The sequence below is a fragment of the Falsiroseomonas frigidaquae genome (assembly GCF_012163145.1).
GTDB classification, from domain to species: Bacteria; Pseudomonadota; Alphaproteobacteria; order Acetobacterales; family Acetobacteraceae; genus Falsiroseomonas; species Falsiroseomonas frigidaquae.
On the sequence record NZ_JAAVTX010000005.1, the window covers coordinates 492,487 to 514,895 of the forward strand.

Sequence of the window (22,409 nt, forward strand, 5' to 3'; positions counted from 1 at the left end):
GCCTCTGCTGCAATGCGATTGGTTTCGCGTCGACACCCGTCTCGCCTGCCACGCAAGCCTGCGGCATGGTGTGGCCACCGCACCCGCTAAAGGCACCATCCCCGCATGACCAACCAGCCGCCACTGGGCGTGCCCGTCGATGCAACGCCCCGCCCCCTGCCTGCGCGCGTCCCGCATCGCGGGCATGCCGTGACCCTCGAGCCACTTGCCGTCCGGCATGCGGCCGAGTTGTGGGAGGCGGCCCAGGCGGATGTGGACGGCGCAGGCTGGGCCTATCTGGGCTATGGGCCCTTTGCCGATGCCTCCGCGATGCAGCGGCACGTCGCAGCCTTCGCCTCGCAGCATGACCCGATGGCCTGGGCCGTACGCCCCCACAGCAGTGGCGCCGTTTCGGGCTGGCTTACCCTGATGGAGATCCAGCCTGCCAACACGGCAATCGAGCTTGGCCACATCTGGTTTTCGCCCCGACTGCAGAGGACCCGGGCGGCAACCGAGGCAATGTTCCTGCTGATGCGCCACGCCATGGACGACCTCGGCTACAGGCGCCTGGTGTGGAAGTGCAACGCGCTCAATGCGCCATCGCGCCGCGCGGCCGTGCGGCTGGGCTTCATTCATGAGGGCGAGTTGCGGGCCCATCTGGTGGTCAAGGGCCGGCGGCGCGATACGACCTTCTACTCGATCCTGGCCGATGAGTGGCCGGCACGACGCGACCGGATTGCGGCCTGGCTCGACGACTCGAACTGGGACCACCAGGGGCGCCCACGCCGATCCCTGACAGAAGCCCCCCTGCCCCCCGCTGACGCCTGACACGGAGCGTTGTCGGGGGTGGAGTAGATCAGCAGGCGCGGCCTGTTGTATTTAAATGCATCCTGCAGCAGGGTTTCATCCGATTCGGGATGGTAACGGAGGCATTGCCATGCCGCGTGTCTTGGAAGATCGGGTTGGCGCTTTTGTGCCAGGCGCCTGGGTTGAATTGGCTGGTGCGACGGCAGGGCCGCTCGCCGGACTGGATTTTGCCGTCAAAGATCTTTTCGACGTTGCCGGCGTCACGACCGGATATGGCAACCCGGACTGGCAGCGGACCCATGCCCCTGCTGCGGCCACCGCGCCAATCATCATGGCGCTGCTCCAGGCCGGTGCGGCTTTACGTGGCAAGACGAAGACGGTCGAACTCGCCTACGGCCTCACCGGCGAGAATGTGTGGTACGGCACGCCGATCAATCCAGCGGCGCCAGATCGCTTTCCCGGCGGCTCCTCCTGCGGGTCCGCGGCTGCGGTTGGAGCGGGCCTGGTCGATTTCGCGCTTGGCACCGACACGGGCGGTTCGGTCCGGATTCCAGCGAGCTATTGCGGCATTTTCGGCATCCGCCCCTCCTGGGGCGCGGTGAACCTGACAGGTGCCTGCCCACTCGGCCCCAGCTTCGACACCGCCGGCTGGTTCGCAACGCACGCCTCGGTCCTGCGACGGGTCGGCGATGTTCTGTTGCCTCCGGGCGGAGAGGGCGCGCTGGGACCGCTGATCAAGGTGCAGGAAGCCTGGGTTAACGCCGTGCCGCAGACGGCCACCGCCCTGGTCAGTGCCCTGGCAAAGATAGAGCGGGTTCTCGGCCCATGCCTTTCCATGCATCTCGCGCCGGAAGGTCTGACCCAGCTCTATGAGAATTTCCGGGCTGCTCAGGCTGAGGAAGCATGGGCAAGCCTCGGCTCCTGGGTCGAGGCGACCCGCCCCGCCTTTGGTCCAGGCGTAGGCGAGCGCTTCGCCGCCGCCAAGGCAACAGATCCGTCCTTGGCGGGGAAGGCGCGAGCATTCCGTGCGCAGTTCCGGCAGCGCGCGCAGGCCCTGCTCGCTGGCGGTGCCGTGCTTGTCTACCCGACCTCCCCCGTCCCGGCGCCGCTGCTGGATGTGAGCGCGGACTCCCAGCAGGCGGTGCGGGAACGCACGATGGGGGTGACGGCGATCGCGGGCCTGGCGGGCCTCTGCGAGGTATCGCTACCTGTCGCCCGGGTGGATGGCGCGCCGGTGGGACTGTCCCTGGTAGCGGCGCCGGGCCGCGACCGCGCCCTGCTGGCGGTGGCGGAGCGCGTGGCCTCGGAGCTCCGTCTTCAGGTCTAGGCCGCCCGCGCTTGCCCCTCCGCGCCCGCCAGCCTAATCGCTGAGGCGTTGCTGCCTCCGGGACCCTGCCCATGTTGATTCGTGACGCAATCGCGGCCGATCTTCCTGCCATCACCGCGATCTACGCCCATCATGTGAAGCTCGGCACCGGAACCTTCGAGGAAGACCCGCCGGGTCCTGAGGAGATGGTGCAACGCATCGCCAAGGTTCAGGGCGCCGGCTGGGCTTGGCTGGTTGCGGAGCAGGAAGGCGTCGTCATCGGCTACGCCTACTTCAACCAGTTCCGGGATCGTTCCGCATATCGCTTCTGCGCCGAAAACTCGATCTATGTGCGGGACGACGTGCGCGGGCAGGGCGTCGGCAAGGCCCTGGTGGAGATCCTGCTCCGCCGGGCCACCGAATGCGGCTTCAGGCAGATGCTGGCGGTGATCGGCGACTCTGAGAATGTTGGCTCGATCGGCCTGCACGTCTCGCTCGGGTTCCGGCAGGCCGGTGTGCTCAAGGCAGCCGGTTTGAAATTCGGTCGCTGGGTGGATGTGGTCTTCATGCAGCGGGCCCTGGGCGAAGGTGATCGCACCTCGCCGCTGTGATTGTCAGGCCATCACGAGGCTCAGCAGCAGCGCCAGGACCCAAAGCGCCAGGGCGACCGCGCCGACCTGCTCGGCGTGCCAGACCAGGCGCTGGCGAAGCGTACGTGCCATAAGCCGCTGGGCCTCCGCGGCAGGCAGGCTCTGCACCAGGGCCGAGGCATGTTCCAGCAGCAGCGACCAGAGCTCGCTCCGCCGCAGGTTGCGCCGCGGCGTGCGCCAGGCGGCCCAGAGCAGGCCCAGGCAGACAAGGGCAAGAATGTTGCCTCCCGTCCGCAAAGCCAGTGGCAGGTCGTACGAAAGCGCCAGCATCAGCGTGACGACACCCAGCCCCGCAAAGCTCAAGGCGCGGCGGATGCTGTGGTCCGCCAATGTCTGCATCGTCTCCATCCGCATCTCCCGACGACCTCGGTCACGACCGAAGCGCTGAAATCGTCCAATGGCTCCCGGCAGGTACTCAGTGTCTGCTCGAAGCTGCCTCGCCGCGCCACGCTTGTAGCTTCCGATAGATGGTCGAAGGGTTGACCCCGAGCATCGCAGCAGCCCGCGGCACGTCCTGATCGGCCCGATCAAGCGCCGCGAGGATGTGGCGTTTCTCAACCTCTGCCAAAGACTGAAACACTTCCTCATGATCGGGTCGCGCCTGCGGTGTGGCCGCGAAAGGCGTCTGCGGCGAACTGGAGAGCACCGCTTGGGGCTCAGTGGGGGCCGGATATGGTGGCTCTGACCGCTCGATCTCAGCCACCTTCGGATCCACCAGAGGGCAGCCAGCCTCCTCCACAGCCGCAACTGGCTGCCCGGTCGCGCCACGTAGAAGCATTGGTGGCAGCATGGACAACTCGACCCGGTCCCCATCATGCAGGACGGCGATGTTCCGCACCACATTCTGCAACTGGCGAACATTCCCTGGCCAGGCATAGGCAGCCAGGACCTGCTCCACAGCCCGCTCGAAGCCGCGCAGACGTTTGCGCTCCTCCCTCGCGAAAGCTGCCAGAAAGTGCGCCGCAATCAGCAGAACGTCCGAGCCCCGTTCACGCAGTGGCGGCATGTGCAGCGGCACGACGTATAGGCGGTAGTACAGATCCTCCCGGAACCGTCCCGCCTCGACCTCCACCCATGGATCGCGATTGGTGGCGGACACGATCCGGACATCGACTTTCTCCGGCCGCGACGCGCCAACCGGTTGAAAGGTTCCCGTCTGGACAAAGCGCAACAGCTTCACCTGCATATCGAGTGGCATTTCGCCAATCTCGTCGAGGAACAGCGTGCCACCGTCGGCCAGCTTGGCTGCGCCGGACCGATTGTCCGTGGCGCCGGTGAAGGCCCCCTTCACATGGCCGAATATTTCTGATTCCAGCAGGTCACGCGGAATCGCACCGCAGTTCAGGGTGATGAAGGGGCGTCCCTTGCGAGGGCTCGCATGGTGGACCGCCTCGGCCGCGAGTTCCTTGCCGGTGCCGCTTTCGCCGGTAATGAAGACGTTGGCCTTGCTGGCCGCAACGCTCTCGATCGTCCGGTACACAGCCTGCATCGCAGGCGATGCGCCAATGAAACCGAAGAAGCGATCGCGGCCAAGTTGCGCCTTCACCTCGCGCAATTCGGTCACGAGCGCACGCTTCTCCAGCGCGTTCTGAAGCGTGACTGTCAGCCGCGCCTTGGCATAGGGCTTGACGATGAAGTCGACGGCGCCCTGTCGCATTGCCTCCACCGCATGATTCACACTGCCATGCGCCGTGACGACGATGATGGCCGCCTCAACGCCTTCCGCGCGTAGTCGGCGCATGGCCTCGAACCCCGAAAAATCAGGCAGGTCCAGGTCCATCAGGATGGCATCCGGCCGCCAGGCCTGCGCCTGCTCGAGCGCGGCTGCGCCCGTCTCCGCGACGCGGACTTCAAGGCCGAGCGTCCGCAGCAAGGCGCCGGCAACCTCGGCCTGCGTCGGTGTATCCTCGACGATCAGGATCCGTGAAGCTGCCGCAGCCATAGAACCCTAGTCCGCCCCGGGCGGGTGCTCCGCCAATGCGGCGAGTTCGGCCAAGGCCTCGGATGCCTCCCGCCTCACCTGCAGTGCCAGGGCGCGCGGGTCGGCCGGATTGCGATGATCCATCGCAATTCGCGCCACCTGCTCCAGGCGCCGCGCGCCGACGGCTGCGGCCGCACCGGCCAGGCTGTGCGCCGCCCGCCGGTATCCATCCTCGTCGCCGTTGGCGACTGATGTTTCGAGGATCCGGGCGAGCCGACCGAGATCATCCTCAAACGTCCGCACAATCCGAACGAAATCCTCGCGCGGCAGGTCCGACGCAAGCTGTCCGGCGATTTCGGGGTCTATTGCGCTCACGATCCACCTCTCGCATTGCAAAGCCATGGGGTCAACGCATCCAGCGTCGTCAAGGTAACGAGGCAGTGCGACTCACGGAACGTGTTGGTCCAGGCGCCGGATGCCAAACAGATCCAGGGCTGCGGCGCGTGCCATCTTGCGGCTCGGCCGCTGCGCGAAGGCCGTCAGCCGGAGCAGCGCGGCCTGGACGCGCAGCCCCGCGAGCGCAGCGCCATCGGCTTCGAGCGTCAGATGACTGCTCCTGCAGTGCAACACGGCTTCCTGGTCCAGATGGCTGACTGGCAGGGCGTAGGCTTCGGCGACCCGACGCCGCGCAGTGCGCTGCGCCAGTCCCTCGCCACCCTCCGGATCCACCGCGCGCACCAGATGGTCCGCAAAGGTGCGCGGCAGGCAACCGACTGGTGCGCAAGCTGCGAGGTGGAGCCAGAGATCCCAATCCTCGGATCGCTGCAGTTGCTCATTGAAGCCGCCGACGGCACGGAGCAGCGCCGTGCTAGCCATGACGGTGGATGTCGCCACCAGTGGCTCCGCATAGATGGCTGCCTGCGCATCATGCTCCAGCACGAAACCCTCCCGCCGCATGCTATGGCGTGCGGCAAACATCCGGCAGCGGCCAAAGCCGGTCGCGAGCTCGGTGCCATCCTCGGCAAAGCGGCGGTGGTCGGTGAAGGAAAAGCCGAGGTCAGGGTGCAGGCGGTGCAGTTCCATCTGCGCCGCAATCTTGCCGCGGCGCCAGCGGTCATCCGCATCCAGAAAGGCAACCAACGGCGCCTGCGCCGCAGCAAGGCCTGCATTGCGTGCTGCAGCCGGCCCCAGCCCCGCCGTCAAGACGGGCCGCACCCGCCGGTCTGCCGCCTTGATGCCGCGGAGGTAGTCGCCCGTTCCATCCTGCGAGCCGTCATCGACGACCAGTATTTCAATCTCGGCTGAAGCGCCGAGCGAAGCAATCGCGCCCGGCAGCCAACGCAACGCGTTGCGGGCAGGGATCACGACACTGAGCTTGGGCTGGGGGTGCACGACAATCCTCTCGATTTGCATCGCGCGATCCGGGGGATGATCGCATTGAGGTCGTCAGTGCATGCCGCGTACCAGCATTACGCGTTGCATTTTGCGAATCCGGGCGCGGCAGGCGGAGCGGCCGCGCCTTGAAGTCAACGCTGGCCGTAACGCAGCAGCATGGCGCGCAGCGGATCTGAGCCGGGATTGTGGGCCTCCATGGCCACCACGATCTGCCGGGCCGAATGCTCCCTTCCGTAATAGGCGCGTGACGATTCAGGCCGGTAGGACAGCACGGACCCGGACAGCGTCACGCCCGCGAACAGCCCGCGTGCCTTGGCAATCGCCACGATGTCCGCCCCTGCGGCCGCCGTGGTACTCCCCTGGATGCCGCCGCCAATGGTTGCGAGTGCGAGCGAGGCATCCGCGCCAACCTTGAACTGACTGTCCATCACCGCCTGCAATCCGCGGTCGGTCATGATCATCATGGCCACCATGGCATCCTGCACGCCAATCTGAAGTCCAACGCTGCCGGAACCGAGGCCGTAGAAGGCCGGAGAAGACCAGGACCCGGCCCCATCGCGGCCAACCAGGACGCAGGATCCGCCTTCCCCGCCCAGGATGAAGCCGGCGCGGAAGACCCGCGGGCAGACCATCACCGCCCGAGCCCTCTGCAGAAAGCCGACAGCGTCCTGCGTCATGTCGCCGGTGGTCATCAATTCCTGCACCGCGAGGGTCGCACGATCGACGAGCGCCTGTTCTTCCTGCTGGGCGGCGGCCGGCAGGGAAACCACGGGCAGGGAAAACAACAGCCCGATCGCGAGCATCATCCCACGGAACATGAAAAGCCCCCCGCAACCCTATGTCAGGGAACAGTCTACATGCCAGCGACTCGGGTGTCCAAGGCGAAGCGACCGCGGTGGCGACAGGCCCCGCCGGCTCAGGCCTGGGCTGGAAGGGTGAAAGGCTCTTCATTCACCGCGGCGACGCGCCAATCCGCGCCGTGGCGCTCCAGACGGGTCAATGACAGGTTCTTGATCGAGAAGATCAGCGCCTGGTGCGGGGTGAGCTGCATGGCCTGCGCGATGGCGGCCCGAATCGAGCCGCCATGTGCCACAATCACGATGTCCTGCCCCGGGGTCTCCTGCACCAGGCGGTGGAGCACGGCGGAAACGCGTTCCACCACCTCGGCGAAGGATTCGCCGCCAGGCGGCTTCTCCTCCGCCCCGTGCGGCCAGAAGGGGTGCGCCGGGTGACGGATCAGCTCGGCAAAGCGCTCATGCGACAGGCCCTGCCATTCGCCAAGATGCTGCTCCGCCAGATCCGGCTCCACTTCCAGAGATGCGGGCGCATAGCCGGCGGCGAAGATGGCGGCCGCCGTGGCGCGGGTACGGGAAAGCGGTGTCACTACCCAGCGCGCGCGCTCCGGCAGCCGCGCCGCGAGCCAGCGGTAGGATGCTGCCTCCTGCTGCAGGGCAAGCTCGCAAAGCGCGACATCCATGCTGCCATAGACGACGGCGCGGGCGGATGGCTCCACCAGCGCATGACGGACGAGGAACAACCGGGTGATCTGCACGGCCTCGATCTAGCCGGATCGCCGGCGCGCCGGAAGGGTGGCGCTTAGCGGCGCCGCCCCGGTTACCGCAGATCAGCCATTTCGGCGGCGGCGCTCCACGAGGGGGCCCTGAAAGACGCGGATGCCGACTTCCCACCCCCAGGCGATGGCGGCGGGGCGATCCACGCCAACCAGCACCACCTGATCCGGCCGCAACAGCGCCCGCTCGAGGCAAGCCGGCGTCGCCACCGGCAGATCGGCGGACCAGCGCAACCGCAAGAGGTCCAGCTCCAGGCGCTCCGGCGGCAGTACCGCCAGCAATTCGGGCGGCGCGTCATCCAGCGCCGTCCGATAGCCGCGCCCCCGCGCCAGATCCCGCGCGGTAAGGAAGCCGGCCGGATCGGCCAGGATATCCGCCGGCCGGAAGGCCAGCGTGATGTCCTGCCGCCGCCCGGCCGGCAAGCCGCTGTCGAAGCGCTGGAAGGCAGGCGTCGCCAGCGTGGCCGGTACCACCGCCAGTCCGACCCGGCGCCAAGCCAATTGAACCGCCGGCCGCCCGACCTCCGCCAGCATTCGCAGTTCCGCCAGCCGCGCCAGACGCCGCTGCAGGGCGGAGCAGCTTCCGATATCGACGCCCGGCAATACCGCCGCCGCCAAGCTGGCCCAGGCAACGCGGCGGTCCTCCCACAACGGCTCCGCCGGCTCCCCTTCCGGGTCCAGGCGGCAGACGCCCTGAGCGGTCGTCATGGCCTCCAGATCCGCCTGCGCCAGCGATCGCTCGGCCATCGCCAAATCGAAGCTGTTGATCGGGCTAGCATCCGCGGCCGCAGGGGGGGGCTCATCCACTTGGCCCATGCCCAGGCTTTCAGCGGCGATTGCCAGCAACTGCGCGGCCCCGGCCGGCAGCCGCATCGCCTGCACCGCTTCCCCCGCCGCGGCGTCCAGCGTACGCAGCAGCGCGAGGCGGGCCGTCTCCAGAACCAGCCCGGGTGGTGCGGACACCGCCACCACATCCCCATTGGGCAGGTCGAAGACACGGGTGCGCGCCGCGGCAAGGACAGGTTCCAGCGCATCCCGCAGCAGCCGCTGGTGATGCGGCCGGCGCGCCGCGGGACCGAGGCCGGACAGGCGCAGGTGGAGCACCTCGCGCACCGCATTGGCGGCGACGCTCTCACGCACCAGCGTTGCCAGTTCTGCGGCAGCGCGGACCCCGCCTGGGCGCCGGTCGCCGTCGATGTCATTTCTCATGCCGCGGGCCTGGCGGGCGCGACCGCTGCGTGGCGGCTGGCCGCACTGAACGCCGCCTTGGGCAGCGGCGCCGCCGGCAGCCCCTGCTCGGCCGCCACGGCTGGCCCTTCCAGCAGTCGCAACCCCAGCCGGTTGGCCCATTCCAGGGCCGATTGGTCGTTCACACCGGCCAGGATGATTCGCGCGGGGTCGGCCCGGCGCAGGGCCTCCATGACCGCGGGCGCCGCTAGCGCGGGGGACCAGGCGATGCGAAGCCAATCCGCGGGCAGCGCCTCGAGCGCCAGCAGGCGGATCGAGGCAGCGCATAGGCCATCAAGCTCCACCGCCCAGCCCTGCAGGGCCAGGCTTTCCCGGCGCGCCTGCAGGGCCCCCGGGTCGGCAACCAGTTCCAGCCCCAGTGTGGCCACCAGCGCGCCGCGCCCACCTCCGCCGCCACCTTCGCCACGCCCGGTCAGCGGCCTCGGCGGTACAGGCAGGTGCAGCGGCCCCGGCAGGGATGTGCCCATCAATTCCCGTCGCTGCGCGGGGTCACCAATGGCGAGCAACAGCCTGGCGGCCAGGGCCCGCGCCGCATGGTCGAGCAGGTCTGCATCCGTTCCCAGTTCGCCGAGCAAGCCGGCAAGCGGCTGGCGTGCGATGGACAGGCGCAGGAAGGCCGGCCGCGCCGGGCCGCCCAAAGGATCGAGCCGCATTCCCGTCACCCGCCGCACCACGCGGTCCAGCGGCAGGGCCCGCAGCCATCCGTCAAGCCCCGCAAGCGCCGGCCCGATGCCGCCAGGCCCACGCGCGCCAGCCTCCGCCGCCGCGGCGTAATCCAGCAATGCCTGCACATCGCGCTCCAGCGACCACGATCCGGTGACCTGACCACCGATCAGGCGGTCGAGCAGCCCGCGCAGCCGGTCGGCCCGTCCGGCCTCGGCCCCGATCAGCAGCAACTCGTCATCGGGGCCATCCAGCACAATGCCACCGGCAGCCAGGGCGCCTTCCTGCAGCAAGGCCCGCGCGACACGACGACGATGCGGCGGCATGGCGGGAACGCGCAGCGCCACGCGCCCGACGGGGTTGCGCAAAGCCTCCCGCATCACGGCGAGCAACGGCGCCTGGAGGGCGGCGGCTCCGGCCGGGGTGGCTGGTCTTGAACCTTCGGACATGTGCCTGGGACCGCGAGGATCGGGATGGCGATGGCGCCCCCGACGCGGTTAGAGTCCATCGGCAATGGCTTCCATACCGTTAAGCGATGACCCGTCCGCCCGGACCCGGCTGCCCGAGGGTCAACGGATCTATGCCATCGGCGATGTGCATGGCTGCGCCGCCCGCCTCGCCGCTCTGCACGTAAAGATCCTGAAGGACCTCGAGGCGCGGCCCATCGCACGTCCGCTGCTGCTTCATCTCGGGGACCTTGTCGATCGCGGCCCTGACAGCGCTGGGGTGCTGTCCCTGCTGGCGCAGCCCCTGCCCGGCCTGCCCACGGTGCAGTTGATGGGCAACCACGACCGCATGATGCTCGACGCGCTGGAGGAAGATGCCCCGGCGGAGGCGATTTCGCTCTGGCTGCTCAATGGCGGCGGCCCGACGCTTGCAAGCTACGGCGCGTCGCCCCGCGAGCGCGAAAGCTGGCTTCTGGTCCCACAGGCACATCGACGAATTCTGCGCGACAGCATCGCCAGCTTCGCCGCCGGCGGCTACCTGTTCGTCCATGCCGGCATTCGGCCGGGACGGCCGCTGGATCAGCAGGATGCCAGCGATCTGCTCTGGATCAGGGAACCCTTCCTGTCCTGGCGCGGCCAGCTGCCTGCCAGGGTGGTGCACGGCCATACCCCCTCGCCCGCCCCCGAGATAAGACCGCACCGGATCGGCCTCGACACGGGTGCGGTGTTCGGCGGGGACCTCACATGCGGCGTCTTCGAGGCGGACCACCTGGATTTCCTCCGCGCCTGATTGGCGGCGCCTGCCGAGCATTTGGCGCCCCTGCTGCCGGCGTGCCTTGCACCGGATGCGTCGATTGCGCTACGCCAGCACGATGCAAGGCCCCGCGCCCGCCGATCTACCCACGCCAGAAATCCCGGTCGGCGAACTGACCGAGGCCGTGCGCATGCTCAAGCGCGCATCGGTCCTCGTCGTCGGCGACGCCATGCTCGACCGTTACGTCTATGGGCAGGTTGAGCGGGTAAGCCCTGAAGCCCCCGTTGCCGTGCTGGCGGTGGAGCGAGAAGTCGCGATGCCGGGTGGCGCGGGCAACGTGGTCCGCAACCTGACGGCGCTCGGTGCCGCGGTCGCCTTCGTCTCGGTCGTCGGCGACGATCAGGCGGGTAGCGATCTCACAGGTCTGATCGGCGGCCAGCCCAATGTGGAGCCCTGGCTTCTGGTGCAGGGCGGACGCGCCACCACCACCAAGACGCGCTTCATTGCCGCCGGCCAGCAATTGCTGCGCGCCGACCATGAGATGCCCGGCCCGATCCACCCCCGCCTGGCGGAACGCCTGGTGCGCATCGCCGCCGATGCGGTGGCCGCGACCACGGTGATGGTGCTGTCCGACTACAACAAGGGCGTTCTGTCCGGCGACACGGCGCAGCGCCTGATCACGGCCGCCCGCAGCGCCGGCCGGCGCGTGGTGGTGGACCCCAAGGGCATCGATTACGCGCGCTATGCCGGCGCCGACCTGATCACGCCGAACCGCGCCGAGCTGAAGCTGGCCACAGGCATGCCAGTGGACACGGAAGCCGCGCTTGTCGCCGCTGCGGAACGGCTGCGGGCGGATCACGGCTTCGGCGCCGTGCTGGTAACCCGCAGCGAGGACGGCATGACCCTGGTGGGGCCGGAGGGCGTGCGCCACTTCCCCGCCGAGGCCGCCGAGGTGCATGACGTCTCCGGCGCCGGTGATACGGTGGTGGCCGTGGTGGCCGCGGGGCTTGCCGCTGGTCTTTCCGCCCCTGTCTCGGCCAGGCTGGCGAACATCGGGGCCGGCATCGTGGTCGGCAAGGTCGGCACGGCCGTCGCACGCGAAAGCGACCTGCTGGAAGCCCTGACGCCGGAGCGCGGTGCCCTGCGGAAGGTCGTCTCCCGCGCCCAGGCGCAGGAGCAGGTGGAGCGCTGGCGCCGGCGTGGCTGGCGCATCGGCTTCACCAATGGGTGCTTCGACCTGCTGCATCCGGGCCATGTCCATCTGTTGGAACAGGCCCGGTCCTGGTGCGACCGGTTGGTGGTCGGGCTGAACGCCGATTCCAGCGTCAAGCGCCTGAAGGGCGACAGCCGCCCGATCCAGGGTGAGGCCGCCCGTGCCGCGGTACTCGCCTCATTGGCCTCGGTGGACCTCGTGACGGTGTTCGAGGAAGATACCCCCCTCGAATTGCTGCGCTTGCTGCGTCCGGAGATCCTGGTGAAGGGATCCGACTACACCGTCGACAAGGTGGTGGGCGCTGATCTGGTTACCGACTGGGGTGGGCAGGTGCGCCTTGCGGCCCTGCTGCCCGGGCAGAGCACCACGGCGACCGTAGCACGCATCCGCGGCTGACCTACTCCACGCGAAGGGCGGCGCGAATCTCCGATTGCCCCGCCGGGTCCTGAAGCGCCGCCAGACGCCCTGCCGCCACCACCGCATACCGCTGCAGCAGGGCGCGCCGGCGCGCCGGGGCCAGGGGGTGCGCCGGGGCTTCGCGAACCAGGCTCGCATCCGGCCCATCCGCAATCAGCAGGCCGACCTCTTGCGGCAAGAGTTCCTCGGGAAAATCCAGGTCGACCGCGAAGTACAGCCGATCGCAGAAGGCCCTGTACTCAGGCCACTTGCCGTCGGTCAGGAAATCCCGGGCACAGGACTTCACCTCCACCACCGCGAAGCCGCCATCGGGTAGCAGAGCCAGGATATCGGCCCGTCTGCCGTTCGGCAGGGGCATCTCCCGCACCGGCGCCCAGCCGAGTTGGGCACAGAAGCGGGCCGCGGCGCGGCAGACGGACAGGGTGCGTTCAGGTGCGGTCGGGGGCGAAGACTGGGACGTAGATTGGGACATGCCGACATGTTCGCTTTGTGTTCGCGCAAAGGTCAAGCGCGTCGCACATTGCGGAACCAATCGCGTTGCCGCGCGTGTAGGCAATATGGTCGCCACACGCTTCGCAGTTGCTGTGCACATCCTCCTGTTGCTGGCCACCGCGCCAGGCGGCCAGCTTACCAGCGGGCGCCTCGCGGAAAGCGTTGGCACCAACCCGGTGGTGATTCGGCGCTTGGCCGGCCAATTGGCCAGGGCGGGCCTTATTCGCATCCGCCGCGGTCCTGGTGGAGCGGAACTGGCCAAGGCACCAGGAGATATTACGCTCGGCCTCATCTGGCAGGCGATGCGACGCAAGGGCCTGCCCCTACTGCCTGTCCACCGCGGACCGGCCAGGGCGGAAACCAGCCCTGCGCCGGCCATTCCCGCACTGCTGCGTACTGCCTTCGACTCGGCCGAGGCTGCGATGGAGGCTGATCTCGGCGCCACTACCCTGGAAGACCTGTGCCGGCGCCTACGTCAGCCGGCGGAGGCTCAGGCCACCTGATCGAGCCCGGCCCGCAACGCAGCCGCTTCCGGCGCCGCGGCATCCAGCAGGCCGTGCCGCAGGAAGAAATCGATCAAGACCAGGTTGACGTTGAACTTGACCCGGTCGCGGTCGCGCACCTCTGCCAGAAGTTGCGCCGCCGGCCAGAGTTCGAATCGCTCCACCTCGTCGTCATGCGGCCGTGGCACGAAGCCTTCCGGTAGTTCGAGGTCGTGACAGTGCAGCACATCCCGCCGCAGGCCCTCCGGCGTCGCCATGACGTAGGAGACGCGCCCCACCAATCGTGCCTGGGCCGCGAGTTCCGGCGGTAGCGAGGCTTCCTCGCCGGCCTCCTTCACCAGAGTCTCGGGAACCGAGAGCCCGGCAGGGATGCCGCCGGCGACGAGATTGTCGAGCTGTCCCGGCGCCACCGCCTTGTGGCGCGACCGCCACCCCACCCAGACATGCAGCCCATCGGCGCGCCGCACGTAGCCATTCACATGGACGCCCTGCGACATGATCCCGAAGGCAGGCATGGCGCCGCGATCGAGCTGCGCCAGCACCGGCCCATCCGGATCGGCGCGCACGTCGAAATCCTCCTGCCGCAAGGTGAGGTGCCCACGCCCGGCCAGGCCTCGGGCGACCAGCGCGAGCGCTTGGCTGGGCGCACCCGGCGCTCGCAACCGGCTGGACAGCGCCACCCCTCGGGCATCGAAGTGAAAGTCCCGAGGGTAGAAAGCCAGCGCCCGCGCCAGAGCCACGCCAACCCACCCCACTTGGTCCTCGCCAATGCGGAAACGGATGAGATGCGCCGGGGAGGCGATGTTGTTGCAGGCCGCGATATGCCGCTCGAAAGCGGCCCAGTTCGGGTTCGATATGGGGTTGGCCGGGGTCATGTCCTTCCTGTAGCGCGCCGCGCGCATGGCACGGAAGACGGAGCCGCTGTTTGCGCGGCGCGCGGAAAGCCCCACCTTGGGGTCAACAAGGCTTCCGGAGCTTCCCGTGCAAACCGATCAACCCCGCGAGCGCGGTCACCTGCGAACGCTGCTGACGCTCGCGCCCTACCTATGGCCCAAGAACGAGCCCGGCCTGCGCTTCCGCGTGGTGGCCAGCCTCGTGCTGCTGGTCTTCGCCAAGGCGGCCAATGTGGTGGTTCCCATTGCCTTCGCCCGCGCCGTGGATGCCCTGGCGCCGGAGGCCGGCCCGGCCGGGGCCATCGCCGCCGTCCCGATTGCCCTCGTACTGGCCTATGGCCTGCTGCGCCTGACCAGCAGCGCCTTCAACGAGGCGCGCGACGCCATCTTCGTGAAGGTCCAGGGCCGTGCCACGCGCCGGATCGCGCTCGAGGTGTTCCGTCACCTGCACGCGTTGTCGTTGCGCTTCCACCTGGACCGGCAGACCGGCGGCCTGTCCCGCGTACTGGAACGCGGCACGCGCGGCATGACCTTCGTGCTGGACTTCCTACTGTTCAACATCGTGCCGACCATCTTCGAGATCCTGCTGGTCGCGGTGATCCTGTGGGGGATGTTCGACTTCACCTTCAGCGCCGTCATCATCGTGACAGTGGGCATCTACATCGCCTTCACCCTGCTGTTCACCGAATGGCGGCTGCGCTTCCGCCGCGCCATGAACGACACGGACACCGAGGCGAATACTCGCGCCGTGGACAGCCTGCTGAACTTCGAGACGGTGAAGTATTTCGGCAACGAGACGCATGAGGCGCGGCGCTACGACACCAGCCTGGAGCGCTATGAGCGCGCCTATGTCCGCTCCGAAGTCAGCCTGAACGCGCTGAATTTCGGCCAGCAGGCCGTGATCGCCATCGGCCTGACGGTGGTGATGATGATGGCGGCCGGGCGCGTTTCCCAGGGCGGCATGACCGTCGGCGACTTCGTGCTGGTCAACACCTACATGATCCAGCTTTTCCAGCCGCTGAACTTTCTCGGGTTTGCCTACCGCGAGATCAAGCAGGGGTTGGTGGACATGGAGGCGATGTTCACTCTCATGCGGGAGGATCGCGAGATTGCCGACGCCACCGGTGCGCCCGCCCTGGTTGCCACCGGCGGGGAGGTGCGGTTCGAGGATGTGCGCTTCGGCTACCGGCCGGACCGGGAGATCCTCAAGGGCGTCAGCTTCACCGTGCCGCCGGGCCGGACGCTGGCTATCGTCGGCCCCACCGGCGCGGGCAAATCGACCATCAGCCGCCTGCTGTTCCGCTTCTACGACGCCACCGGCGGCCGCGTGATGATCGATGGCCAGGATGTGCGCGACGTGCAGCAGGACAGCGTTCGCGCCGCCATCGGCGTGGTGCCGCAGGACACCGTCCTGTTCAACGATACCATCCGCTACAACATCGCCTATGGCCGACCCGGTTCGAGCCAGGAAGAGATCGAGGCTGCCGCCCGCGCCGCGCAGGTGCATGACTTCGTGCTGCGCCTGCCGGATGGCTACGACACCAAGGTTGGCGAGCGCGGCCTGAAGCTATCGGGGGGCGAGAAGCAGCGCGTAGCAATCGCCCGCACGCTGCTGAAGAACCCGCGTATCGTCATCCTGGACGAGGCGACCAGCGCCCTCGACACCCGGACGGAGCAGGACATCCAGGCAGCGCTGCGCGATGCCGCCCGGGGCCGCACAACGCTGGTCATTGCCCACCGCCTTTCCACGGTGGTGGACGCAGATGAGATCCTGGTGCTGCAGGAGGGCCAGGTGGCCGAGCGCGGCCCACATGCCGCCCTGATCGCCGCCGACGGCCTCTACGCCGCCATGTGGCGCCGGCAATCGGAAGCCGTGGCGGCAGCGGAAGCGGCGGCGGCGGCCCAGGCAGCCGCCGGGCTGCCAGCCTGATGGCACGGCCCCAATGGCGTGGAGGGGTTTCCTTGGCGCGCCTGCCTGCCTATGTCCGTCAATCGTGAGGGAGGCCACTTATGCAGTTCGACCCCCAGGGCGTGGCCCCGGAAGATCTCAGCCACGCCGGCTCGGTGGTGGACAAGGCAATCGAGTACATGATCGAGCAGGGCATCGCGCCGATCTCCATTGCCTCCGCCCTGCTGGGTGGCTCACTTGGCATGCTTGCCCGCAGCATGGATGACCGTGCTGTGGCCGGCGTGCTGAAAAGCGCTCTGGCTTCGGTCGAGGGCGGTGAGCTCGCCGAGATGCGACGCGCGGCGGAAGCCGAGCAGGCTGCGAATACCTGACCAAGGCTTGACGGGCGGGGGCTTATCCGCGATACGCCCCGGCTCCGGACCACCTCCGCGCGCGGCTGCCTGGACCACTCGGCCCAGGACCCGTGCGTGTGCTTTTCGGGATTGATGAGTCATGGCCCGCCGCTGCGGTATCACCGGCAAGGGCGTGCTGACGGGTAACAACGTCAGCCACGCCAACAACAAGACGCGCCGGCGCTTCCTGCCGAACATGCAGGAGACGTCGTTCTTCTCTGACATCCTGGGCACGCCGGTCCGGATGCGCCTGTCGGTGAACGGCATCCGCACCGTGGAGCACAATGGGGGTCTCGACTCCTTTCTGCTCGGCACGCCCGACCGGCGCCTGCCGGTGGAGGCGCTGGTCCTGAAGCGCCGCCTTGTGCGGGCGCGGGACAAGAAGGCCGCGGCCTGATCCAGCCGGCGCGGCATGCCTCCTGGCAGTGCCGCACCTTCTGGATGCCTTAAGGCGGGTTACATTGCGGTCCTCCCGAACACCAAATCGGGTGGAAATGACGCCAAGCGCGGCGCTTTAACCACAAGGCAACCCTCCTGCTCCAACCTGCCGGCGATGTGGACCGAGTCGACCCTCGCCGTCGCCCTTACCTTCGCCCTGCTCCTGCTCGCCTTGGCGATACGGGCGCGGGTGAGCCTTCTGGCTGCGCGCGATCGCGTGGCCTTAGCGGAGAGGCTGGCCGCCGCGCGCGGACGCTGCCTCTCCCTCGCTGCGCAGGAATTGCGCGGCCCCGGCCTGGCTCTCATGGCACAGGCGGCGGATGTGCCCCTCGATCCCGCAGGACAGGCGCGCGAAGGCAACCAGATCGAGGCGGTCGCGCAGCAATTGCTGCGCCTGGCCGACGACCTGGCTGACTTCGCCACCGAGCCGTGCCCGCGCGCCCTGCACGAAACACCAGCCCTTCTCGGCCCGGTCATCGATGCCGCGGTGGCGAATGTCGCGGCCCAGCTTCGTCCCGGGAGCCGGCACTGGAAGATCGAGCCGGAACTGCGTGCGCTGAAGGTTCGTGCCGACAGCCGGGCCCTGGAAGGCGCCCTTGCTGCCCTGCTGCGCCGCGCCGCCCGTCATTCCCGCGACGGTGACGTGGTGGCCCTGCGCCACATGCTGGGGAGCGAAACGGTCGCGATCGTGGTAGAAGATGAGGGCGACGGCCTGCCAGCCCAGGACCTGATCACCGAATCGGCGAGCGCCGGGCCTGGCCTTGGCGTCAACGCCTCCAACGGCACCCGTGGCCTCGACCTCGGCCTGACCCTGGCGCGGTCCCTGGCTGCCGCGCATGGTGGCGAGATCCGGCTGGAGAGTGCGCCGGGGATCGGCGCGCGGGCCTGGCTCACCCTGCCCCGCAGCCGGCTGTTGGATGCCGCCTGATCAGGCGGGCATCTCGAACAGCAGAACCAGGCTGCGCTGCCAAAGGCTGTCATTGTCGTCCGAGACCAGCGCCACCAGCACCCTGCCCTCGCGCTCCGTCACCGCGACGCCCTCGTAGTTGTCGGTCGGTAACGGCGGAACCAGCGGCACCAGCACCTCGCCCTCCACCAGCCCCCCGGCCGATGCCGCGCGCAGTGCCGCCGGCGAAAGCCGCACCAGGCGGCCGGCGAAGCCGGCGAGCAGGCCGAAGGATCGTTCCAGCACCAGTGCACCGCCATCCGGCAAGGCCGCCGCATCCACCGGCACGTGGTCCGAGGCCGGAAGATAGCTGAAGCCGTGCCAGTCACCGGGCCGGCCGATCCAGCCCATGCGCCCAACCTTCGGCGCCGCGAGCCCCTCGGAAAGGACCATCCAGCGCCCGTCGCCGAGCACCACGAGCGTTTCCAGGGAGGCATTCCGTGGGGAGCGGTCAAGCCCCGGGGGCGCGTCCAGCATCTCCCCGGGCCCATCCAGCCGCCGATGCCGCTGGATGCGGTGCCACCGCTCGAAGCCGATCAGCCAGGACCCGTCTGGCAGCCGCGCCAGCGCCTCCGCATCCTGGCCCGAGCCGGTCAGCGGCCGCCCGCGCACATTGCGCAGGCGCCCACTATGGATCAGATCCAGCCGGCGCGGCCGCCAGGCCTCATCCAGGCTCAGCGCCATTTCGGCAAAATGGCCGCGATCGCTGATGGCGGTCAGCCTCAGGTCGGGCGTCATGTGCAGCCCGGACAGGCCGCCGAAGCCGAGCACCCCGGTATTGATCCGCAGCCCTCCGAGCAGCCGCAGCTCGCCCGGGACCTGATCCGGCAGGTCCAGCGGCAGGCTCAGCGCCGCGCCTTCCGCCCCGCCGGCACAGCCCGGCAGGGCGGCCAGCGTGGCGGCGAGAAGGCTGCGGCGCCGGATCAGGCGACCAGCGGCGCGCGCTCGCTGGCCGCGCGTTGCCAGGCCAGCGCCGCATCCTCATCGAACAGTTCCGCAAGCTTCTTCATCATGGTGCCGCCCAGCTCCTCGGCATCCACGATGGTGACGGCGCGGCGGTAATAACGGGTGACGTCGTGGCCGATGCCGATGGCAATCAGCTCCACCGCCTCGCGCCCCTCGATTTCACCGATCACCTTGCGAAGGTGGCGTTCCAGGTAGTTGCCCGGGTTCACCGACAGGGTGCTGTCATCCACCGGCGCGCCATCGGAGATCACCATCAGGATGCGGCGATGCTCGGTGCGGGCCAGCAGGCGGCGATACGCCCATTCCAGCGCCTCGCCGTCGATATTCTCCTTCAGCAGCCCCTCGCGCAGCATCAGGCCGAGGTTCTTGCGGGCGCGGCGCCAGGGCGCATCGGCGGATTTGTAGATGACGTGGCGCAGGTCGTTCAGCCGGCCCGGATTGCGCGGCTTGCCCTCCTGCACCCAGCGCTCGCGGGACTGGCCGCCCTTCCAGGCGCGGGTGGTGAAGCCCAGGATCTCGACCTTGACGGAGCAGCGTTCCAGCGTCCGCGCCAGGATGTCGCAGCACATGGCGGCGACCGTGATCGGCCGGCCACGCATGGAGCCGGAATTGTCGATCAGCAGCGTCACCACCGTGTCGCGGAAATCCGCCTCGCGTTCCTTCTTGTAGGACAGCGACTGCATCGGGTTCACCACGACGCGTGCCAGCCGCGCCACATCGAGGATCCCCTCCTCCAGGTCGAATTCCCAGGCGCGCTGCTGCTGCGCCATCAGCCGGCGCTGCAGCCGGTTCGCCAGCTTGGAAACAACGCCCTGCAGATGCGAAAGCTGCTGGTCGAGCTGCTGGCGCAGCCGCGCCAGTTCATCGGCGTCGCAGAGGTCGTCCGCCTCCACCACCTCGTCGAAGGATTTGTTGAAGGCGCGATAGATTGAGGCGTCATCCGTCGCCGGCACCTCCTTGCGCTGCTGCGGGCCGCCCGGGCGGTCATCGCCTTCGGCGGCCGCGCCCTCCTCCTCGCCTTCCTGGCTCTCATCCTCGGCGGCATCGCCCTGCATGGTCTCGGGCTGGGCGCCGAGCATGCTTTCCGTGTCCTGGGCCTGGGATTCGCCTTCGCCCGACTGGTCCTGCTGGGAGGAGGTCTCGCCGCCCTCGCCTTCCTCCTCATCCTGCTCGGCCTCGGTCTCAACCTCTGCCTCGGCGAGGTCCAGCGCGGCCAGCAGCTTGCGCGCGGCCCGGCCAAAAGCGTCCTGGTCCGTGCTGCGCTCGGCCATCTCGGCCAGTGCCGCCTCGGCCGATTCGCCGATCGTGTCGCGCCACATGTCGAGGATCCGCTGCGCCGCGGCCGGCGCCGGCTCGCCGGACAGGCGTTCCCGCGCCAGCAGGCCCAGCGCCGCGGCCATCGGCAACTGATCCTTCCGCGTCATGCGGTCGTAGCCCTCGGACTCGCACTGGTCCGAAAGCCGGGCGCGCAGATTGGCGGCGACGCCGGACATGTGCTGGCTGCCCACCACCTCGACCCGCACATCCTCCAGCGCATCGAACACTTCGCGCGCTTCGCGGCGGGCGGGGATGCGGTTGGCGTGCACGCCTTCGTCGTGGTGGCGCAGCTTCAGCGCAATGGCATCCGCCGCACCGCGCAGCTTGGCCATTTCCGCAGGCGGCAGGGCTCGCGTCGGCAGCGGCAGGCGCGCCCGCTTGCCGGCCAGGCCCGAGGGGCCGGGCTGATAGGCGACCTGCACTTCCGGCTGGCGCGCGATGGCGCGCACGGCGCCAGCGGTCGCCCGCTTGAATTCTTCCTGCCGCGTCTGGTCGGGCTTGCCGCTCATCGATCGTGATCCGTCATGCGCGCGCCGCTTCCCGGGCGCGGGCGGATGCCAGCGCAGGTCGGGCCTCGAGCGCGGCGAGGTAGGAGGCGGTGACCGACGAAGGGGTCAACAGGCCCCAGGCGGTCACCCATTGCAGGGTGGAGCCGATCAGCACATCGGCGGTGCTCAGCGCCTGGCCAAGCAGGAACGGCCCGCCCGACGTACCGATCTGCCGTTCGATCCGGGCGACGGCGGTGGCAAAATCAGGCCAGCCGAGCGCCCTTGGCGGCGGCGGTGCGGCGCGCGGAAAGGCCTTGTCTGCCAGCGCCGGCTCAAGAACGCCGGCACCATAGGCCATCATCGTCTGGTAAAGCGCCCGATCCCGGCTGCCGGGGGGCGGCGAAAGCCGGCCGGGATGCAGTTCATCGAGATAGGCGCAGATCGCCAGGCTTTCAGTGACGACGACGCCGGACCAGTCGCCATCCGGCCCGCGATCCTCCAGCACCGGCAGCTTGCCGTCCGGGTTGATCGCGAGGAACTCAGGCGTCTTCTGGGTGCCGGCGTCCAGGTCGTGCTGGATGAGGGCGCAGGAGGCGCCAAGTTCCTCCAGCAACCAGAGGATGCGGAAGGCCCGCGTCTTCGGTGCGAAATGCAGCAGGAAGCGCGGGCCCGACATGCGCCTTCACCCCGCCTTGCGAAGCATGCTGCCCGTCGACAGTTCCTCGTTGAAGCAGCGCTGGTAGTATTCGGCCACCGTGCCGCGCTCCGCCTCATCGCACTTGTTGAGGAAGGTCATGCGGAAGGCAAAGCCGATATCGCCGAAGATACGGGCATTCTCGGCCCAGGTGATGACCGTGCGCGGCGACATGACGGTGGAGATGTCGCCGGCGATGAAGCCGGCCCGCGTCAGGTCGGCCAGGGCAACCATCGCTTCCGTCTGGCGCTTCATCTTTGCGTCCTTCTCGTCCCAGCCCAGCTTGGCCATGACGATCGACGTCTCCTGCGCATGCGGCAGGTAGTTCAGGGTCGCGACGATGTTCCAGCGGTCCATCTGACCCTGGTTGATCTGCTGCGTGCCATGATAGAGCCCGGTCGTGTCACCAAGGCCCACGGTGTTCGCAGTGGCGAACAGGCGGAACATCGGGTGCGGGCGGATCACCTTGTTCTGGTCGAGCAAAGTGAGCTTGCCCTCGACCTCCAGCACGCGCTGGATCACGAACATCACGTCCGGGCGGCCGGCGTCGTACTCGTCGAAGACCAGCGCGCAGGGGTGCTGCAGCGCCCAGGGCAGGATGCCTTCACGGAATTCCGTGATCTGCTTCCCATCCTTCAGGACGATGGCGTCCTTGCCGATCAGGTCGATGCGGGAAATGTGGCTGTCCAGGTTCACCCGGATGCAGGGCCAGTTCAGCCGCGCCGCCACTTGCTCGATATGCGTGGACTTGCCGGTGCCGTGGTAGCCCTGGACCATCACCCGCCGGTTGAAGGCGAAGCCCGCCAGGATGGCGAGCGTGGTGTCGCGGTCGAAGCGATAGGTGCTGTCCACCTCCGGCACATGCTCGGTGCGTCGGCTGAAGGCGGGCACCACCATGTCGCTGTCGAAGCCGAAGACATCGCGCACGGCGACTTTCGTATCCGGCATGTCGATGGCGGAGGTGGGGCTGATCTCGGCGAGGCTGGCGGCCTTGTTCATCTC

The 22,409-nt window shown here is 68.6% G+C and carries 24 protein-coding genes; 10 read left to right on the forward strand and 14 right to left on the reverse strand.

The window, feature by feature from the left end; translation table 11 throughout:
• Positions 1–105 precede the first annotated feature (105 nt).
• The 3 genes from HB662_RS18650 (at position 106) to HB662_RS18660 (ending at position 2,703) form a co-directional block, all read left to right on the forward strand.
• Entirely contained in the window at positions 106–807 is a 702-nt protein-coding gene (locus tag HB662_RS18650; protein WP_168051440.1) for a GNAT family N-acetyltransferase, read from the forward strand.
• A gap of 109 nt (positions 808–916) precedes the next feature.
• Positions 917–2,113 carry an amidase gene (locus HB662_RS18655; RefSeq protein ID WP_168051442.1) on the forward strand — a complete coding sequence of 399 codons (1,197 nt, stop codon included), beginning with the start codon at positions 917–919 and terminating at the stop codon, positions 2,111–2,113.
• 71 nt (positions 2,114–2,184) lie between these two features.
• Positions 2,185–2,703, forward strand: coding sequence for a GNAT family N-acetyltransferase (locus tag HB662_RS18660; protein ID WP_168051444.1), 519 nt, complete (start codon positions 2,185–2,187; stop codon positions 2,701–2,703).
• A gap of 3 nt (positions 2,704–2,706) precedes the next feature.
• Here HB662_RS18660 and HB662_RS18665 read toward each other — a convergent pair whose 3' ends face one another.
• The 8 genes from HB662_RS18665 to HB662_RS18700 form a co-directional block, all read right to left on the reverse strand.
• Complete coding sequence (locus HB662_RS18665; protein WP_168051446.1) at positions 2,707–3,090, reverse strand: hypothetical protein; 384 nt, start codon at positions 3,088–3,090, stop codon at positions 2,707–2,709.
• A 67-nt stretch (positions 3,091–3,157) separates the two neighbouring features.
• Positions 3,158–4,684, reverse strand: a complete 1,527-nt coding sequence (locus HB662_RS18670) for a sigma-54-dependent transcriptional regulator (protein WP_168051448.1) — start codon at positions 4,682–4,684, stop codon at positions 3,158–3,160.
• A 6-nt stretch (positions 4,685–4,690) separates the two neighbouring features.
• Entirely contained in the window at positions 4,691–5,065 is a 375-nt protein-coding gene (locus tag HB662_RS18675; RefSeq protein WP_168051450.1) for an Hpt domain-containing protein, read from the reverse strand.
• 45 nt (positions 5,066–5,110) lie between these two features.
• Positions 5,111–6,076 (reverse strand): glycosyltransferase family 2 protein, encoded by a 966-nt coding sequence (locus HB662_RS18680; protein WP_168051452.1) that lies wholly within the window; start codon positions 6,074–6,076, stop codon positions 5,111–5,113.
• 113 nt (positions 6,077–6,189) lie between these two features.
• Entirely contained in the window at positions 6,190–6,864 is a 675-nt protein-coding gene (locus HB662_RS18685; RefSeq protein WP_245185723.1) for a lipid-binding SYLF domain-containing protein, read from the reverse strand.
• A gap of 110 nt (positions 6,865–6,974) precedes the next feature.
• Positions 6,975–7,610: a histidine phosphatase family protein gene (locus tag HB662_RS18690; protein WP_168051455.1), complete on the reverse strand. Its 636-nt coding sequence runs from the start codon at positions 7,608–7,610 to the stop codon at positions 6,975–6,977.
• A gap of 72 nt (positions 7,611–7,682) precedes the next feature.
• Complete coding sequence (locus HB662_RS18695; protein WP_168051457.1) at positions 7,683–8,837, reverse strand: hypothetical protein; 1,155 nt, start codon at positions 8,835–8,837, stop codon at positions 7,683–7,685.
• Positions 8,834–9,988, reverse strand: coding sequence for a hypothetical protein (locus HB662_RS18700; RefSeq protein ID WP_168051459.1), 1,155 nt, complete (start codon positions 9,986–9,988; stop codon positions 8,834–8,836). Before HB662_RS18700 ends, HB662_RS18695 begins: the two co-directional genes overlap by 4 nt.
• 64 nt (positions 9,989–10,052) lie before the next feature.
• On the opposite strand from HB662_RS18700, the gene HB662_RS18705 reads away from it, so the two are divergent.
• Both HB662_RS18705 and rfaE1 read left to right on the forward strand, forming a co-directional pair.
• Positions 10,053–10,775, forward strand: a complete 723-nt coding sequence (locus tag HB662_RS18705; protein WP_168051461.1) for a metallophosphoesterase — start codon at positions 10,053–10,055, stop codon at positions 10,773–10,775.
• A gap of 154 nt (positions 10,776–10,929) precedes the next feature.
• The gene (gene rfaE1, locus HB662_RS18710; RefSeq protein ID WP_168051463.1) at positions 10,930–12,348 is read left to right on the forward strand and encodes a D-glycero-beta-D-manno-heptose-7-phosphate kinase; all 1,419 of its coding nucleotides are present in this window, start codon (positions 10,930–10,932) and stop codon (positions 12,346–12,348) included.
• A 1-nt stretch (position 12,349) separates the two neighbouring features.
• On the opposite strand, the gene HB662_RS18715 is transcribed toward rfaE1, so the two are convergent.
• Positions 12,350–12,841 carry an MmcB family DNA repair protein gene (locus HB662_RS18715; RefSeq protein WP_168051465.1) on the reverse strand — a complete coding sequence of 164 codons (492 nt, stop codon included), beginning with the start codon at positions 12,839–12,841 and terminating at the stop codon, positions 12,350–12,352.
• Positions 12,842–12,926: 85 nt separating this feature from the next.
• Here HB662_RS18715 and HB662_RS18720 point away from each other — a divergent pair, with 85 nt between their 5' ends.
• Positions 12,927–13,364: an Rrf2 family transcriptional regulator gene (locus HB662_RS18720; RefSeq protein ID WP_168051467.1), complete on the forward strand. Its 438-nt coding sequence runs from the start codon at positions 12,927–12,929 to the stop codon at positions 13,362–13,364.
• Here the strand turns inward: HB662_RS18720 and HB662_RS18725 are convergent.
• Positions 13,352–14,239 (reverse strand): NUDIX hydrolase, encoded by an 888-nt coding sequence (locus HB662_RS18725; protein ID WP_168051469.1) that lies wholly within the window; start codon positions 14,237–14,239, stop codon positions 13,352–13,354. The two genes, HB662_RS18720 and HB662_RS18725, sit on opposite strands and share 13 nt — an antisense overlap.
• A 106-nt stretch (positions 14,240–14,345) precedes the next feature.
• Between HB662_RS18725 and HB662_RS18730 the strand changes: the two genes are divergently transcribed.
• The 4 genes from HB662_RS18730 to HB662_RS18745 all read left to right on the forward strand — a co-directional run bounded on the left by HB662_RS18730 (position 14,346) and on the right by HB662_RS18745 (position 17,924).
• Positions 14,346–16,187 (forward strand): ABCB family ABC transporter ATP-binding protein/permease, encoded by a 1,842-nt coding sequence (locus HB662_RS18730; RefSeq protein WP_342449539.1) that lies wholly within the window; start codon positions 14,346–14,348, stop codon positions 16,185–16,187.
• A gap of 80 nt (positions 16,188–16,267) precedes the next feature.
• Entirely contained in the window at positions 16,268–16,537 is a 270-nt protein-coding gene (locus HB662_RS18735) for a hypothetical protein (RefSeq protein ID WP_168051473.1), read from the forward strand.
• A 121-nt stretch (positions 16,538–16,658) separates the two neighbouring features.
• Positions 16,659–16,955 (forward strand): 50S ribosomal protein L28, encoded by a 297-nt coding sequence (gene rpmB / locus HB662_RS18740; protein ID WP_168051475.1) that lies wholly within the window; start codon positions 16,659–16,661, stop codon positions 16,953–16,955.
• A 156-nt stretch (positions 16,956–17,111) separates the two neighbouring features.
• On the forward strand, positions 17,112–17,924 hold the full coding sequence (locus tag HB662_RS18745; RefSeq protein WP_168051477.1) for a sensor histidine kinase: 813 nt from the start codon (positions 17,112–17,114) through the stop codon (positions 17,922–17,924).
• Here HB662_RS18745 and HB662_RS18750 read toward each other — a convergent pair whose 3' ends face one another.
• The 4 genes from HB662_RS18750 to cobS all read right to left on the reverse strand — a co-directional run bounded on the left by HB662_RS18750 (position 17,925) and on the right by cobS (position 22,406).
• Positions 17,925–18,713: an esterase-like activity of phytase family protein gene (locus HB662_RS18750; RefSeq protein WP_168051479.1), complete on the reverse strand. Its 789-nt coding sequence runs from the start codon at positions 18,711–18,713 to the stop codon at positions 17,925–17,927. It abuts the gene before it with no gap.
• Between the two features lie 152 nt (positions 18,714–18,865).
• A complete protein-coding gene (gene cobT / locus HB662_RS18755) occupies positions 18,866–20,734 on the reverse strand; it encodes a cobaltochelatase subunit CobT (protein ID WP_168051481.1) in 1,869 nt (622 codons plus the stop codon).
• A gap of 13 nt (positions 20,735–20,747) precedes the next feature.
• Positions 20,748–21,389 carry a glutathione S-transferase family protein gene (locus HB662_RS18760; protein WP_168051483.1) on the reverse strand — a complete coding sequence of 214 codons (642 nt, stop codon included), beginning with the start codon at positions 21,387–21,389 and terminating at the stop codon, positions 20,748–20,750.
• Positions 21,390–21,395: 6 nt separating this feature from the next.
• Positions 21,396–22,406 (reverse strand): cobaltochelatase subunit CobS, encoded by a 1,011-nt coding sequence (cobS, locus tag HB662_RS18765; protein WP_168051485.1) that lies wholly within the window; start codon positions 22,404–22,406, stop codon positions 21,396–21,398.
• Positions 22,407–22,409: the final 3 nt, after the last annotated feature.